This window comes from Niallia oryzisoli (assembly GCF_036670025.1).
Taxonomy (GTDB): Bacteria; Bacillota; Bacilli; order Bacillales; family Cytobacillaceae; genus Bacillus_BD; species Bacillus_BD oryzisoli.
This window is the reverse complement of sequence record NZ_CP137640.1, coordinates 2,189,490-2,203,992: the sequence shown is the minus strand read 5'-3', so window position 1 is coordinate 2,203,992 and position 14,503 is coordinate 2,189,490. Positions and strand designations below refer to the sequence as shown.

Below are 14,503 nucleotides of genomic sequence, written 5' to 3'. Positions count from 1 at the left end.
TACTTAGAAATTTTATATAAAAATAATCTTTCGAGATTATTTTTATTGCGTGGATAGAGTGAAAATTCTTGCTTGAACGCGCTTACAATTTGAGTAAATGAATAATAGCATTTTGTAGTTTATTAGGTTTTATATTGAAAGACATAAAAACTAATACTAAAACAAGGTTATTATTAATTTACTATATCATTATATCATAACTTTATAATTATTACACAATAATAAATATTATGATACGTTTTGCGCATTCCTCCCTACCGTTAGAGTGAAACCGGATACACACGATTATATTATATCCCAAACTCCTGCTCTAACAAAAATATTTTTTTGCTTTTTTTAAGTGAGAAAGATTTTAACTTTTCTCTGTTTTTCACTATATTCACATTATATATGCAAAATTCGTCAAAATCTAATTAAAAATATCTTCTTTTTACATGAGTTATTCAATATTTTTTTTATAGACCTATTTTCAAATCTGTTTATTTGCTCTATATTTTTAAATATATCTATTGAAAAAACCGTCTACTATCAATATTAATATAGTTTTTACTATCATTATGTTGTTTAAAAAAGTAATGTTAATGGACAAATGAAAATTTTTTTATTACTATTTAAATAGTTATAAATTTTTTTAATATTTCAATAGAAATTTTCTTAATAAAATTTCATCATTCGACAAATTATGATAGCACCTATATGGAGTGAGTGATATAACCATGTTATTGTGTAGTTATGACGAAATTTGGAAAAATATATAAATGGTTTCATTATTATAGGAGGTATACTCGTGGACACAAGTCAACTTGAAACATTTCTAGCCATTTATGAGTATAATAATTATTCAAAAGCGGCTGAACATCTAAATGTAACGCAGCCTACTGTTACGGCGCGAATGAAAAACTTAGAAAGCGAACTCTCATGCAAATTATTTGAACGATCAGGTAAAAATGTAGCATTGACAAGAGAAGGAAAAGTTTTTCTTAAGTATGCAACTACAATCCTTTCATATGTTAAGTATTCAAAAGAAGAAACCTTGTCTTCTAAATTTCCAAATTTAAAAGTAGGGTTCCCTCCTGGGTTTTCTTATTCTTTTATAACAGAGCTAATAAGATCAATTATTTTGATTGATGATTTGAATATTACAGTTATTGAGGGTGAGGATTCCAACAAATTAAATGAACAGATCATCACAGGTGAATTAGATTTGGTCCTTACTAGAAATGATGTAGCGTATAATCCAAATCTCATTTCGGAATATTTGTTTGATGACAAGCTCGTTCTCATTTGTGGCAAACATCATCGGCTTGCCGAAATGGAAGATATAAAAATGGATGATTTACATGATGAAACCATTATTTGGCACCGGAGAAACTCCCCTTTTAATTCAAGTGTGGATCAACGTTTAGTCGGCATCCCGAATATTAAGCATATTGAAGTTGGTAATAATGAAATGTTAAAAAAAGTAGTTGCTAGTGGAATTGGGATTGGAATTACACCATTAATCGGGATTGACCAAAAGGACCGGGAGCAGCTAATGGTTAAAGAAATAAAGGAATTCCAGCATATTCCTAATAAAATCTATATACAATATCGAAAAAATTTACTTATAGATCAGTATATTGAAAATATTATTGAGTCAATTATTAATCATAAGAATAATAAGCACTAATTTAAAAAAGGTGTCAGGTCCCATAGTGCATGGTATTGACACCTTTTTCTATTATAGTTCGGAGAATTCTTCTATCAAGTCTTCAAAGCGTTTTAGGGCATTTTCAATAGGTTCAGGTGACGTTAAATCTACACCCGTCTTTTTTAATAATTCAAGCGGATAATCTGAGCTGCCGCTCTTTAAAAATTCTAAATAGGTTCGGATCGTTTCCTCATCGCCTTCAAAGATCCTTGTAGCCAAATGAATGGCAGATGCGTAGCCAGTCGCATATTTATATACATAAAAAGGACGATAAAAGTGAGGGATTCTTGACCAGCCATATTTTACTTGTTCATCAAAAACGATTTCATCCCCATTGTATTCTCTAAATAAGGTTTCATAGGTTTGATTAAAGACTTCTACATTTAGCGGCATACTCTTTTCTGCCATTTCATGTGTTTTCTTTTCAAATTCAGCAAACATGACTTGAGTAAAGAATGTCCCTTTATATTGGTCAATAAAATGATTAAGTAGATGCTTTCGGACATTAGGGTCCTGTTCATGCTTTAATAAGTAGTTAATTAACAATACTTCATTAACGGTCGAGGCAACTTCCGCAACAAATATACTATACCTGGCTGTTATTTGCGGCTGGTATTTTGAACTTAGCATACTGTGTACCCCATGTCCGCATTCATGGACCAGGGTAAATAAACTATCTAAATCATCCTGATGATTTAAGAGAATAAATGGATGCACACCGTATACACCTAGATTATAGGCTCCAGACCTTTTTCCTGGTGTTTCCCGAACATCTATATAACGGGCCTCTTTGAATTCCTTTAAATTTTGAATATAGTCCTCCCCGAGCGGCGATAAGGCTTTTAGCATTGTATCGTAGGCTTCCTCATATGAAATGACTGGCTTGACTCCGCTGATCAATGGGACACTCATGTCATATTGATGAAGTTCATCCAGATTTAATTTATCTTTACGTATTTTTGTATAACGATGAAGTGGAGCAATATTTTTCTTTGTCGTTGCAATTAGGTTCTCATAGACCTCTTTTGGGACTCTATCACCAAATAAACCTTTTTCTAATACGGATGGATAATTGCGTATTTTCGCCATTGTCACGTTATTTTTAATCGCGCCAGAAAGTGTTGCAGCAATTGAATTTTTTAGTTGCAGATAAGGCTTGTAATAAGCAAAATATGCTTCTTTTCTTTTTTCTCGGTTTTCATCCTCGATTAATTTTGCATACATTCCTCTTGTAAGTTCAACAGGCTCTCCGTTATCATCGGTTACTTCGCCAAATTTAATATCAGCATTATTAATCATCCCAAATGTGTGACTTGGTACCGACAAGGCTTCACCTAATTGAGAAAGTACCTCCTCTTGCTCCTTGCTTAACACATGTAGTTTATAACGAAAAGATTCCATCAAGTCCTCAGCGAAATAGTCTAATCCCTTTTCTTCATTAATATAAGATTGTAATGTCTCTTCTTTCAGACTCAATAAGTAAGGCATAAAAAACGATGTAGATGAACTCACTTTGACACTTAATTGTTTTGCCTTGTCCAATAAAGATTGAGAGGAAGTCTCCCTTGTATCTTCATCAACTTTTAACATTGCATAAGCATAGAGTTTATTAAAAAGATAGGAAAGATCTTCGCTTTGTTTTAAGTATTGATAGAGTGAGTGACCATCATGAATCTGACCGTCAAATGTTTTTAATTTCTCTGCCATTACCTCAATCTGTTGATAATCTTGTTCCCAACGATTAAGATCCGAATAGAGATCGTCTAAATTCCATTTTTCCTGCTCAGGTACTTCCTGCCGTGTTTTATAGGTAGTCACAAATATTCCCCCTCTTTTCATTGATAAACATATTTTTATTTTTAACCTTATTAATCATTATACCTAATATATTCTCAATCCCCTCCTCTAAACCCTTTCGCAGGGAAATTTAAAGAAAGCTGCTCCCTTCCAATTCTTTATCAGCTATTTGATATAGTGTACAATGGTCTAGAAAGGATGTGGAAGAAATGGCTGCTACTTTGCCACATATTGAAGATTCAAGCAACACAACATATTTTCCTCCTAAAGGAGATTTTGTGACATTCGAAAATGATGCACATTACATAGAAAAGCTTAAGGAATGGGGTCTGTCAACGACCAAGGAAGCATTCTGGTATAAAGAAAGAACCTTTCAAAGGCTTGTTACAATTATAGGCTATGAAGTTTATGGAGTTACTGGTGAGTTTAATACGATTGTCCTTGAGTTTAAGGATGGAAACCTTACCTGTATCCACCCTGCCTACCTAAAGGAAATGCAATCACCCAGCTTTGAAAAAGCGAATGTAACGGAAATAGAAAAAGATAAGGATAAAACTGCTCCTACAAGCACTCAAGATAAAAAAACTACTTCCACTGCAAAAGAGCAAAATGAAGAATCCGAGCAGAAACTTACGGTTGAAAAGAAACTAGAGAAGAAAACAGAAAAAAAAGTGAAAACAGCAAAACTGGAACTACCGGCTGAAAAGGTCCATTTTACAGCAGCTGTTAAACAATTTGCTTTAAGCTGGAATAACTTCAATGAAGAAAATGATGAAGTGGTTGTCTTAGAAAATGTTGTGATTCAACAGGAAAATCCGCTAGAGATAGGCCTTGCCTGGTGTTCCCATTCGAAAACATTAAAGAAATTTGAGCTTGCTCCCGGTGACAATCTTGAATTTGACGGCAAGATTGTAAAAAAGAAACTGCCGAAAGGCAAAGATGCAGAGGAAGAGTTTATCGTAGATGTTCCGGTCCCTTACAAAATTAATAATCCATCCAAAATTCAAAAGAGATGAAAAGGGTTTATTCCATCATAAAATGGTCTATTATTTTAACAGCTTAATAAGATCATTTTTTGCAGGGAGGTAATGATTTGAGATTACTCTTTAGACTTTTGACCACCATATTACTGGTTAGCAGCATTTGGTACCTCATTGGAAAAGACCAGACAGGGCTGAATGGACAGTCTGGATTTGAAAATATCAAAATGAAGCTTGAAGCATTTAAGGAACATCCAAATGTTACAACTGCGCTTAATACGTTAGATACCGGGTTAGATTCCCTGTTAAATGAAATAGATGAGGCGTTAAAGAATCAGAAAGGTCGGGAGCAGGAGAATGAAAAAATAGCAAAACCTGACTTAGAGGATCCAATTTCGCATTCTTTCTCCATTCATAATATTGAACTTGGTGATTCGAAAGCGGATGTAGAACGTATCGCAGGTGAAGCAAAGCGTTCTTCTTACAATGAATATGGTGTGAAGTGGTTCGCTTACCATGAAAATTATCAAAATTTCTTCATGGTCGCATATGATGAGGAGGATAAAGTGGCTGGGCTGTATACGAACCAAGACTTACTAACCTCGAAACAAGGCATCAAAATAGGATCCCCTAAAGAAGCCGTTCTTGATCAGCTTGGCGATCCGAGTACGAACATTCGAAAGGGATTTATTTCCTACCAAATTGAAAATAACGATGAATTTAATTTATTTGAATTAGATGACAGCTATGTGACCGTTTTCTACGATAAACATGAGGAAAACTCAGTAACGGCCATCCAAATCATTCGTAATGATTTGGAGCAGCAAAAGGATGCTTATTATTCTAAAGAGAGCCAAGAGCTGATGGAAGGCTTTGAATATCAGCTATTTGATTTAACGAATGCTGCAAGAGTTGTCCATGGTCTGCCTGTTTTATCCTGGGATGCAGCTGTGAAAGTAACAGCACGTAATCATAGTACAGATATGGTGGTAAATCATTATTTTAACCATACAAACCTCGAAGGACTGTCCCCTTTTGACCGAATGAAAGAGGATCATATTTCATTTCGGGCAGCAGGTGAAAATCTTGCCGCTGGGCAGTTAAGCAGTATTTTTGCCCATGAAGGGTTAATGAATTCTCTTGGGCATCGTGAAAATATCCTTCAGCAGGATTTTGAAGCTTTAGGAGTCGGGGTTGCATTTGATTCTGAATCAAGACCCTATTATACGGAAAATTTTTTAGCAAATTAAAAAAGGGGCTTTTTTGGCCCCTTCTTATTTGTGCTATACGCCTTTGGAGTGATCCGAAAACGTCCCCTTTTCTCCCTTTCTTTTTTTCCATTTATAAAGTAGGAACAAGATGACAGCAAGAAGAACAAAAGCTTCGATTAGAAAATCATTTATTTGCGAATTCATTAATCCGGCAGGAATTAAGATAAGAAGAAAAAAATAAATAAAATTTCCTAATATCGTTGCCATAATAAAGGAATTAAAGTGAATGGAACTGATCCCGCCGAGAATATTAATCAAACTGGTTGGGATAAACGGCATAACTCTCGCTTGAAAGACAAATAAAAATCCTTTCCTTTCAATTTTTTCAACGAATTGCTTTTTTATTCTTGGAAGAACCCAGTCTTGAAATAAATACCTGCTTCCAAAAAACATAAGCGCTGCACCAATGATACTTGACAACCAGCTCCAGAGAAATCCGTTAAAAAAACCAAACAATGTATAATTGACGGTAATGACGAGAATTAAGGGAATAATGGTAAAAGTATTTTGAATGATCATGAATACTAATGTAATGAGCAAAGTAATCCATAAATTTTCTTGAATATTTTCACTTATATCTCCGTTTCTAATCGCCTGAAACCATTCGGCATGAAACAAGAAATAGATCATGATTGAAAGGATGAAAAGGAACGTGAGTGATTTAATCCAATTTTTAATGGGAATCACCTATTTCATAAGGAGTCTAATATTATTACTATTATAAACTTAAATAACAATAAAGTGGTGTATCTTTGTTCATTTAACCGGTTGACTCGTGCACCTCTTGTTATTTTATAAAACGACAAAAAACGACAACAATTTTCGATAAATTATGTTATAATTAAATAATGTTATGAAAAACGACAGTATATGATGTGTCAGAAAGGATGTTTTCGTTGAGTTATGAAGTTGAAACCATTTATTATTTAGCCAATCCGGAAACCGATCAAATTGCCTTTGCAACAGGCAGTCAGTTAAGATACGAAGATATCATTAAGGATGTTTTTGGTGTTGCAAGTATTCATGATTTACCAATGATGATCCAATATAATAAGAATTTCCAGACTTCGATTTGTAAATATTTTGGAGTGATGGAAAACGAAATAACACTTGAAATGATTGTTCGGGTTGCATCTAAAATTGATTTGCTTCAATTAAAAAAGCAGTATGAAGAAGAACTCCAACCAATGTCATCTGAAGGAAATCGTACGATTCAATGTCCTTTCGATACAATAATACGTTTGCAAGAGGGTATTTTTCAATGGGATGAAGAAGATTCTTCCTATAATCTAGTTAAGACCTCTTAATTCTCCAAAAACTTTGCATCAACTTTCCATACAATAATTTTTCACGTGAATAAAATCCAAAATACCCACCGGCATATTTAATTGTGGTGGGTATTGTTGTGCATTTATTTATTAAGTTTTTCCATTTCCTCAATGATTCGAATCATTTTATAGAGCTGTTCATTTATCGGAGTAGGAACTTCGTATTTTTTTCCAAGTTCACATACTTTTCCGGCAAAATATTCTACCTCTGTTTTTCGGCCTGCTTCAACATCCTGCAGCATGGATGTTTTTCCTTCTGGGGATAGTTTATTGATGATCGGCCAGAATTTTTTCACATCTTCCTCTATTAAACCTGTTCCAGCTTTTACCGATAAAGCAACGACTTCCCGCATCGCAGATTCAACCCACTCATAGGCAATCGGTAATGACTGAAAAACTCCATATGGGGCTTTTAATACAGCTGATGTTTGGTTGATGCCGACATTGATCATAAACTTCCACCACATTGTATGCGAGATATTACGGGAAATTTCATAATCTATCCCGACTTTTTCAAATAATTCCTTAACAGCAAGGACATCCTCGGATAAGGAATTTTCCATTTCGCCATATACAATTCTTCCGCGAGTCGTGAAGCGAACTTCATTAAAGGTTCTTACGGCGTCGATTTCAACACTCATACTATATAGTATATGTTCATTTTTAAAGGCAGCATAAATCTCTTCTTCACTCGAAATGCCATTTAGTAAGGAGAGAATGATCGTATCTGGACCGACGTGATGCTGAACATCTTCAATCGCTTGCGGAAGTTCGGCATTTTTTACAGCGAAAATAACAAGATCTGCCGGATCTGTATTCGTTTCAGGAGTTATGTAATGAAAATGGTATGGTTGATTATTGATAAGTATTCCCTTTTCCTTATATCGTTTAATACGTTCTTCGTTGGCAACCACTTGAAATGAGTCTTTTAAAGTATCCTGCAGTAAACTTCCATAAGCCGTTCCAATTGCCCCCAGACCGACTAACGTTACTTTTTTAATTTTTTTCACCAGCGTCCCCTCGTTCCATTAAAATTCATATATTATTAGAATATCAAATAATGGTCGTGATCAAAAGTTTATACACTTTGAAAAAGAGCTTGGATATACATTCTCTTCCTCAGTACTATCGAATACCATTAATAATGGCTTGTTTTGTTGAAATACTTGTTGAATGATGCTGTCTGCCTCGTCAAGGTTATTTGCTAATGCCCCTTCTATTCCATACGCTGCAGCGAGTGCTGTAAAGTCTGGTGATGACATCTTGACGGATGAGTAGCGGCCATGATAAAACAATTCCTGCCATTGACGGACCAAAGGCCCAAAAAAATCCCTCTTTAGATAAGAGAGATCTTGTTTTTAGCCTTCTATTAAAGTAATTTAGTTTTAAATTAAGATAAATCTTTTTGCAGACTTTTAATCGTGATTGGCGGCAGGGAAACTTTCTCTTGTAGGTTAGGATGATCAAGCTGTAATGTCACGTTAATGGTATCAGCAGATTCGTTTACAAGGAGATTTTTAATCGCTTCACTGAATGGGAACTTTAGATAATGGACACTTGTTGTGAATTCACGGTCATCATGTTCTTCTTCAAAAACAGCTTTTACGGGCTGATTATTAATCACTAATGATAAATGATGTTCAATGCCCTTTAGTTTCTTTAATAAATCCTGTAGTCTTGATTGATTGTCTAATTCAATAAAAAGAGTTGCTGACAATTCATTCTCGTTTGGCAGCATTCCGGAGTATATTTCAATATATTCCTCAATTTCGTTCGGATCTTCTAAGTCTTCGCTATGAAGTAATTCCTGAATTTGAAATAGAACAGTATTTCGATTTTCAAATAATAAGGAAATGTTTTCACCTATTTGAATTCGACGGTTACTTTTGTAGGCAATCATTTTTTCTAGATATTCTTCCCTGCCCTGGCGATATGTAGATAGTGAAACTATATCTTGTTTAGTAATTGTACTTGTCATGTTTAGTTCACCTCATATGTAATAGTAAAAATAAAGGTTGTCCCATTTGGTGCTTCTGGGACAACCCCATTTCATATTAATCTTCTAAAGAATCTAGTAACTTTTGGAAGCGCTGCGCATGTACACGTTCTGCTTTTGCCATTACTTCCATCCACTCACCGATTTGGTCAAAGCCTTCTTTTCGAGCTGTAGCTGCAAAACCAGGGTACATTTCAGTATATTCATATGTTTCACCAGCAATTGCAGATGCAAGCATTTCTTTTACGCTACCTACCGGAAGACCTGTTGCAGGATCTCCTTCTCCGTTAGAGCGAAGGTGATCAAAGTGACCAAAAGCATGTTTTGTTTCACCGTTGGCGATGCTGCGGAATAAGCTTGCTACTTCTTCAGCACCCTCTAAATCTGCTTTCTCAGCAAAATAAAGATAGCGGCGGTTTGCTTGTGATTCCCCTGCAAAACCTGCTCTTAAGTTGTCTGCTGTTTTTGTTCCTTTTAAATCTGCCATTCTCCATTCCTCCCAAGAAAATAATATGTAGTAGTTTTATTTTTTGCCATAAACCAAGAATTACCATAGTTATGACTACATTTATTGTATCGAATGGTAATTATTTCTTCAAATTTTATGACGACAATAGTCGGATTTTATACTATTTTTTTATTTTAGAATAGACTTACCTTTCTATCTACTTCTCGTTTTTGTCCGAGTAAAAACAAATCCTTTTTGCTTTATTCTTGCTGATATCCTGCATATTTATTACGCAATTTTTTACAAATAGTGTATGATAAAAGTATAAAGTTTGAGGTGTTCAATAGTAAGGAGAAGATTCTATTTTTTGCTCCTTTTTAATCACCGTACCCATAAAAAGTAATTATGACAACTGGAGGGATTTGGAAATGGATCTTTTTAAACAAGTTTTTACACTCGGTTTAGGTGCTGCAGTTGTAACAAAAGAACAAATTGAAAAAGTGGTTGACACACTAGTTCAAAAAGGTGAAGTGAGCAGAAATGAATCAAAAGAGCTTATCCAGCAGTGGGTTGAAAAAGGAGAACAAGCGAAGCAGGAAATAGATGATATCGTAAAAACAAGAGTAAATCAGGCTTTAATGAATTTAAATCTTGTCACAAAAGAAGAATTTCGGGAACTTGAACGGAGAATTCAGGCGCTTGAAAACAAAAATGTAAGTAAGGATGAAAACGAATAGATTCAATCACTTATCTTTTCTTTGATAGAGAGTAATGTATGCTTATAACAAATGTACCATGAAATGAACCCTCTTTGCCACTGCAAAGGGGGTTTTATTCCATGTATCTTTAGATGCAGTTAATATTCAGAATAAATGGATTTATCAGTAACGATTCACCATTTTTGGTTTCCTATATGGTATGATGAAAGATATATGCATGTAATATTTCAAGCTGTCCTATATTCTATCTTTTAAGCTTTTAAGAAAGTTCATTAAGGCAGTCCCAGGTTCTTCGTTTACCGATACAATAGGAATAATTCCCCTTTCTTTTAATATACTTTCTTTGATAGGATTAGGCTCGACTAATAAAATATATGATTTTGGACGAATATGTTCATAATTAGATTCTTTCCATTGTTTATGCAGTTTGTATAACATATAGCGAATATTGATATCTGACAAGCTATAGCCAATAAATAAAATTGATTTTTCGAGAGAATCTGAACGTAATTTTATATCTAACGATGATTCAAAATCGAGCCGCTTAAAAAAGCTTGATTCCGTTAAAACAAGGGATGAATCATCATCAAAGTCGCCATGAAATTTAATTATCTGGGTTTTATTCATTTTGATTCTGGCAATGTCCGCTACATTTGTGATCTTGATATATTCCTTTTTATAATAATCATAAGCATACTCCAGCCAGCGATCAAAATTCGTTGTATAGATGACAGGGAAATCCAATTCAATAATCATTTTATATATTTCCGATTTTCCAATATCAATCTTTGAATGATGCCATAACCGGTCCATCCAGCTTCTCAATGCTCCTAATGTGCCTTTTTGATTATAATAATATTCGGCCATGATCAAAAAATCACCATTTCCCCAGGAATTGAATTGAGCTGGATCATAGCCTAGATTTTCAGCCATTTGATTGATTAATTCAGAATAAACGGGTAATCCTAAATTTTTGGGAACACCAGATCCGACAAAAAGGATAACATCTTTATTTTTAATGGCATGTGCCAATTCCTGTATCATAGGATCCCTCCCTTATATTACAACGATTTTTATTTACTATTAACATCCTATGATTCTTATTTTCTTGAAAGAACTTTTTCAATGAATCAGCAGGTAAATCAATGATGTCTAAACAATTGCCCGTCATTCATGCGACAAATGATAGAATTATAATTTTTATTGACGAATTACTTCTTGTTTTGTCATCCTTGAAGGAATGTATTAAAGAAAGGAGAAATAGTTGATAAAGGAGGGATTTTTATTGAATACAAAGGCAGTTGCTAAATTGCTAGGAATCTCGACCAGTACTGTACAAAGATGGGTAAAACAGTTAAATTTAGAGATGGAAAGAAATGAGTTAGGACATTTTATTTTCTCTGAAGAAGATATTGAGCTGTTAAAACAAGTCAAACAGCAGCTCCAAGAAGGTGTACTTCTTCAGGATATTTCCATTCAACTGCCAAAACGTACGGGAATCGTAAAACAAACGCAGGCAAATGAAAATATCTTTGAATTAACTCATAAATTGAAGAGTATAGAAAACAGCCTAAATCAGAAAGCCGATGCAGTTGTCTCATATCAAATTCTACAGCATCGACGCGAAATGGAAGAGTTGCAAGAGCAAATTTCCTTATTAACAGAGCGGGTTACACAACTTGAGAATGTATTGAAAGAAAAATCAGAAATCGCTGCTAGCAGTGAAAACGAGAATAAAAAGCCTCGAAAAAAGAAAAACTTTTTCAAATTGATTTTTGGAAGTTAAAAATCAGCACTGTCAAATAGTGCTGATTTTTTTATCTAAAACTATCAAGCAAAAAGGGACTGCCAAATCGGCAGTCCCTTTTAAAAATTAATGATTTCTTTACTTATTCTTCATTTGATTCATCATCTGATTTTGTATAATCATAATCAGAGCGATCGATTGGAGTAAAGTTTTCAGGAGCGTAGAATCGTAATAAATCACCATTGACCACTTTATCAGATAAGGCTAATTTATGACGGACAATTTCCTGATCTTGCTTAGCCTCTTCTATTCGGCTCTCATCTATTTCTAATCCTGTAGTAGAATCATAAAATTTATCACTGATTGATGTAATTGTTGGACTTACGTAATCACCATTACGGAAAGGAATTAGTTCATCATGTCCTTCCGATAAAAGGTCTGTTCCAAGCTGTACATAATTCTTTGTATCAATTCCAAGCAAGTGTAGAAGTGTTGGCATGATGTCAATTTGACCACCATATTCATGGTTGATTCCACCTTGCATTCCTGGAACACGAATAAAGAATGGTACACGTTGCAATCCGGCACTTTCAAAAGGTGTAATTTCTTTGCCAAGAACTTGCTCCATTGCTTTATTATGGTTTTGAGAGATACCATAGTGGTCACCATACATAATAATTATAGAATTATCATATAAACCAGTTTCCTTCAAATACGTAAAGAATTGCTCTAATGCTTCATCTGCATAGCGGGCCGTCTGGAAATAAGAATCAACTGATTTATCGCCCGTTGTATGAGGTGCTATTGTTGCATCCTCTTCATCAATCGGATATGGATAATGATTTGATACAGTGATAAATTTAGCCATGAATGGCTGCGGTAATGTTTCAAGCAATGGCTTTGATTCTTCAAAGAATGGCTTATCCATTAATCCATAATCAGCAAGATCTTCTTCCTTCATTTCATAATAGTTTGAGTCAAAAAACTTTGTATAGCCAAATGACTTATAAATTTCATTACGGTTCCAGAATGTACCTGAGTTTGGATGGAATACGGCAGATGTATAACCTTGCTGACCTAGTATGGCTGGTGTAGCCTGGTATGTGTTTAAGCCTTTTGTTGTAAAGGCAGATCCCTGCGGTAATCCATATAGTGAGTTTTCAATTAAAAATTCAGCATCAGCTGTTTTCCCTTGAGCTGTTTGATGGAAGAAGTTATCAAAATACATCGTATTTGGGTCTCTTGTTAAAGAGTTTAAAAATGGTGTTACCTCTTCCCCATTTAATTGATAATTGATTAAAAAGTTTTGCATGGATTCAAGATGGAAGAAAATCACATTCATTCCTTTACCAATACCAAATGTCGCTGGATTTGGTTCAGCATAATTGGATTGTGTAAAGTTAATCACTTCTGTAATATCACTGCTGTCTGCTGTAACCCTTTGTGCAGATGCTTTTGTACTTTGAACGGCATCATAGATTGTGTAGTTATACGTTCCTAAATATTTTACCACATATGCCCGATCAAAACCTCGTGTTAACAACTGAGGACGATCTGCTTCAGCTAAGGCTAAATTAAGGCATGAAATACCCAAAGAAAAGGAAACGATTGCAGCTACTTTTCTTTTGCTTATATTCTTCATTTCTATTTTGGCAAATTTAAATACAAGTAAACCTATTAACAAAACATTATCAACAAAGAATAAGAAATCATATGGCCTTAATAGAGAAGTTACACTGCTGCTTACATCACCAAAGTTTTGTGTCTGAAAAATCGTTGGCAGCGTAATAAAATCATTAAAGAATCGATAATACAAAACATTAGCGTATAAAAGGAATGTCATTAAGAAATGGACGATCATTAACCAGATATACTTTCTACGACCTTTAAAAAGGGATGCAAAGCTTAGGAATAATAAAGCTGATCCTAAAGGATTTAAGAACAACAAAAATTTTTGAATTCCATTTTCAATGCCTAAATTAAATTGTGTGAGTTGAATAAGGTATGTTTTGATCCATAGGAACAATACTGTCAATAAGAAAAATCCGATGTATTTATTGAGAATACTTGTACCTTTAAGGAAGCCTTTATTCATTGTTACACCTACTTTCTAACAAACTATTATACACGATCTTCTTTTATTTTAGTGAAAAAATAATCAATCTAATAATCTATTATTTCATATCATGAAAACTAAAATCTGTCTATAGGCATAAGAGAGATTTTAGTTACTCTTATGTAGGAGCAGAATGATTATCATTATACTTCATGACACAGAAATGTCAAGTTCATAGTAAACAAATGCTTTTTTCCAGTCAAGTATATTTCTACCTATAATCATTGTATGCCAATAAAATGAGGACTTGCAATGTTGTGGCTCGTGAACTGTTTCGATTGTGAGTTATTTTCATTCAAGTGTAAATGTATTCAATTCAACTACCAGTTTTCATTTATTTAAAAATTTTATTAAACCAGATCATTTTTTTGGGTCAAGGCTGCATAAATTATGATTATGGCATGTCTAAGG

General features: G+C 34.2%; 14 protein-coding genes. 6 read left to right on the top strand and 8 right to left on the bottom strand.

What is annotated here, in order from left to right:
* Positions 1-787: 787 nt before the first annotated feature.
* Positions 788-1,669: a LysR family transcriptional regulator gene (locus tag R4Z09_RS11095; protein WP_338452374.1), complete on the top strand. Its 882-nt coding sequence runs from the start codon at positions 788-790 to the stop codon at positions 1,667-1,669.
* A gap of 51 nt (positions 1,670-1,720) precedes the next feature.
* Here R4Z09_RS11095 and pepF read toward each other — a convergent pair whose 3' ends face one another.
* Positions 1,721-3,529, bottom strand: coding sequence for an oligoendopeptidase F (pepF, locus tag R4Z09_RS11090; RefSeq protein ID WP_422392261.1), 1,809 nt, complete (start codon positions 3,527-3,529; stop codon positions 1,721-1,723).
* A 167-nt stretch (positions 3,530-3,696) separates the two neighbouring features.
* Here pepF and R4Z09_RS11085 point away from each other — a divergent pair, with 167 nt between their 5' ends.
* A complete protein-coding gene (locus tag R4Z09_RS11085) occupies positions 3,697-4,503 on the top strand; it encodes a hypothetical protein (RefSeq protein WP_338452372.1) in 807 nt (268 codons plus the stop codon).
* Positions 4,504-4,580: 77 nt separating this feature from the next.
* Positions 4,581-5,717, top strand: a complete 1,137-nt coding sequence (locus R4Z09_RS11080) for a CAP domain-containing protein (protein WP_338452371.1) — start codon at positions 4,581-4,583, stop codon at positions 5,715-5,717.
* 33 nt (positions 5,718-5,750) lie between these two features.
* On the opposite strand, the gene R4Z09_RS11075 is transcribed toward R4Z09_RS11080, so the two are convergent.
* Positions 5,751-6,356, bottom strand: coding sequence for a TVP38/TMEM64 family protein (locus tag R4Z09_RS11075; RefSeq protein ID WP_338452370.1), 606 nt, complete (start codon positions 6,354-6,356; stop codon positions 5,751-5,753).
* Between the two features lie 278 nt (positions 6,357-6,634).
* Here R4Z09_RS11075 and R4Z09_RS11070 point away from each other — a divergent pair, with 278 nt between their 5' ends.
* Positions 6,635-7,045 (top strand): hypothetical protein, encoded by a 411-nt coding sequence (locus R4Z09_RS11070; RefSeq protein ID WP_338452369.1) that lies wholly within the window; start codon positions 6,635-6,637, stop codon positions 7,043-7,045.
* A 104-nt stretch (positions 7,046-7,149) separates the two neighbouring features.
* Here R4Z09_RS11070 and R4Z09_RS11065 read toward each other — a convergent pair whose 3' ends face one another.
* From R4Z09_RS11065 to R4Z09_RS11050, 4 genes are all read right to left on the bottom strand, one after another.
* Complete coding sequence (locus R4Z09_RS11065; RefSeq protein WP_338452368.1) at positions 7,150-8,076, bottom strand: ketopantoate reductase family protein; 927 nt, start codon at positions 8,074-8,076, stop codon at positions 7,150-7,152.
* A 60-nt stretch (positions 8,077-8,136) separates the two neighbouring features.
* On the bottom strand, positions 8,137-8,382 hold the full coding sequence (locus R4Z09_RS11060; protein WP_338452367.1) for a thiamine pyrophosphate-dependent enzyme: 246 nt from the start codon (positions 8,380-8,382) through the stop codon (positions 8,137-8,139).
* A 74-nt stretch (positions 8,383-8,456) separates the two neighbouring features.
* Entirely contained in the window at positions 8,457-9,044 is a 588-nt protein-coding gene (locus R4Z09_RS11055; RefSeq protein WP_338452366.1) for a DUF3501 family protein, read from the bottom strand.
* 76 nt (positions 9,045-9,120) lie between these two features.
* A complete protein-coding gene (locus tag R4Z09_RS11050) occupies positions 9,121-9,549 on the bottom strand; it encodes a rubrerythrin family protein (protein ID WP_338452365.1) in 429 nt (142 codons plus the stop codon).
* 389 nt (positions 9,550-9,938) lie between these two features.
* Here R4Z09_RS11050 and R4Z09_RS11045 point away from each other — a divergent pair, with 389 nt between their 5' ends.
* Positions 9,939-10,247: a phasin family protein gene (locus R4Z09_RS11045; protein ID WP_338452364.1), complete on the top strand. Its 309-nt coding sequence runs from the start codon at positions 9,939-9,941 to the stop codon at positions 10,245-10,247.
* Positions 10,248-10,466: 219 nt separating this feature from the next.
* Here the strand turns inward: R4Z09_RS11045 and R4Z09_RS11040 are convergent, their stop codons facing one another.
* A complete protein-coding gene (locus R4Z09_RS11040; RefSeq protein ID WP_338452363.1) occupies positions 10,467-11,273 on the bottom strand; it encodes an SIR2 family protein in 807 nt (268 codons plus the stop codon).
* Positions 11,274-11,514: 241 nt separating this feature from the next.
* Between R4Z09_RS11040 and R4Z09_RS11035 the strand changes: the two genes are divergently transcribed.
* Positions 11,515-12,015, top strand: coding sequence for a MerR family transcriptional regulator (locus R4Z09_RS11035; protein WP_338452362.1), 501 nt, complete (start codon positions 11,515-11,517; stop codon positions 12,013-12,015).
* Between the two features lie 103 nt (positions 12,016-12,118).
* Here R4Z09_RS11035 and R4Z09_RS11030 read toward each other — a convergent pair whose 3' ends face one another.
* Positions 12,119-14,071 carry an LTA synthase family protein gene (locus tag R4Z09_RS11030; protein WP_338452361.1) on the bottom strand — a complete coding sequence of 651 codons (1,953 nt, stop codon included), beginning with the start codon at positions 14,069-14,071 and terminating at the stop codon, positions 12,119-12,121.
* Positions 14,072-14,503 lie beyond the last annotated feature (432 nt).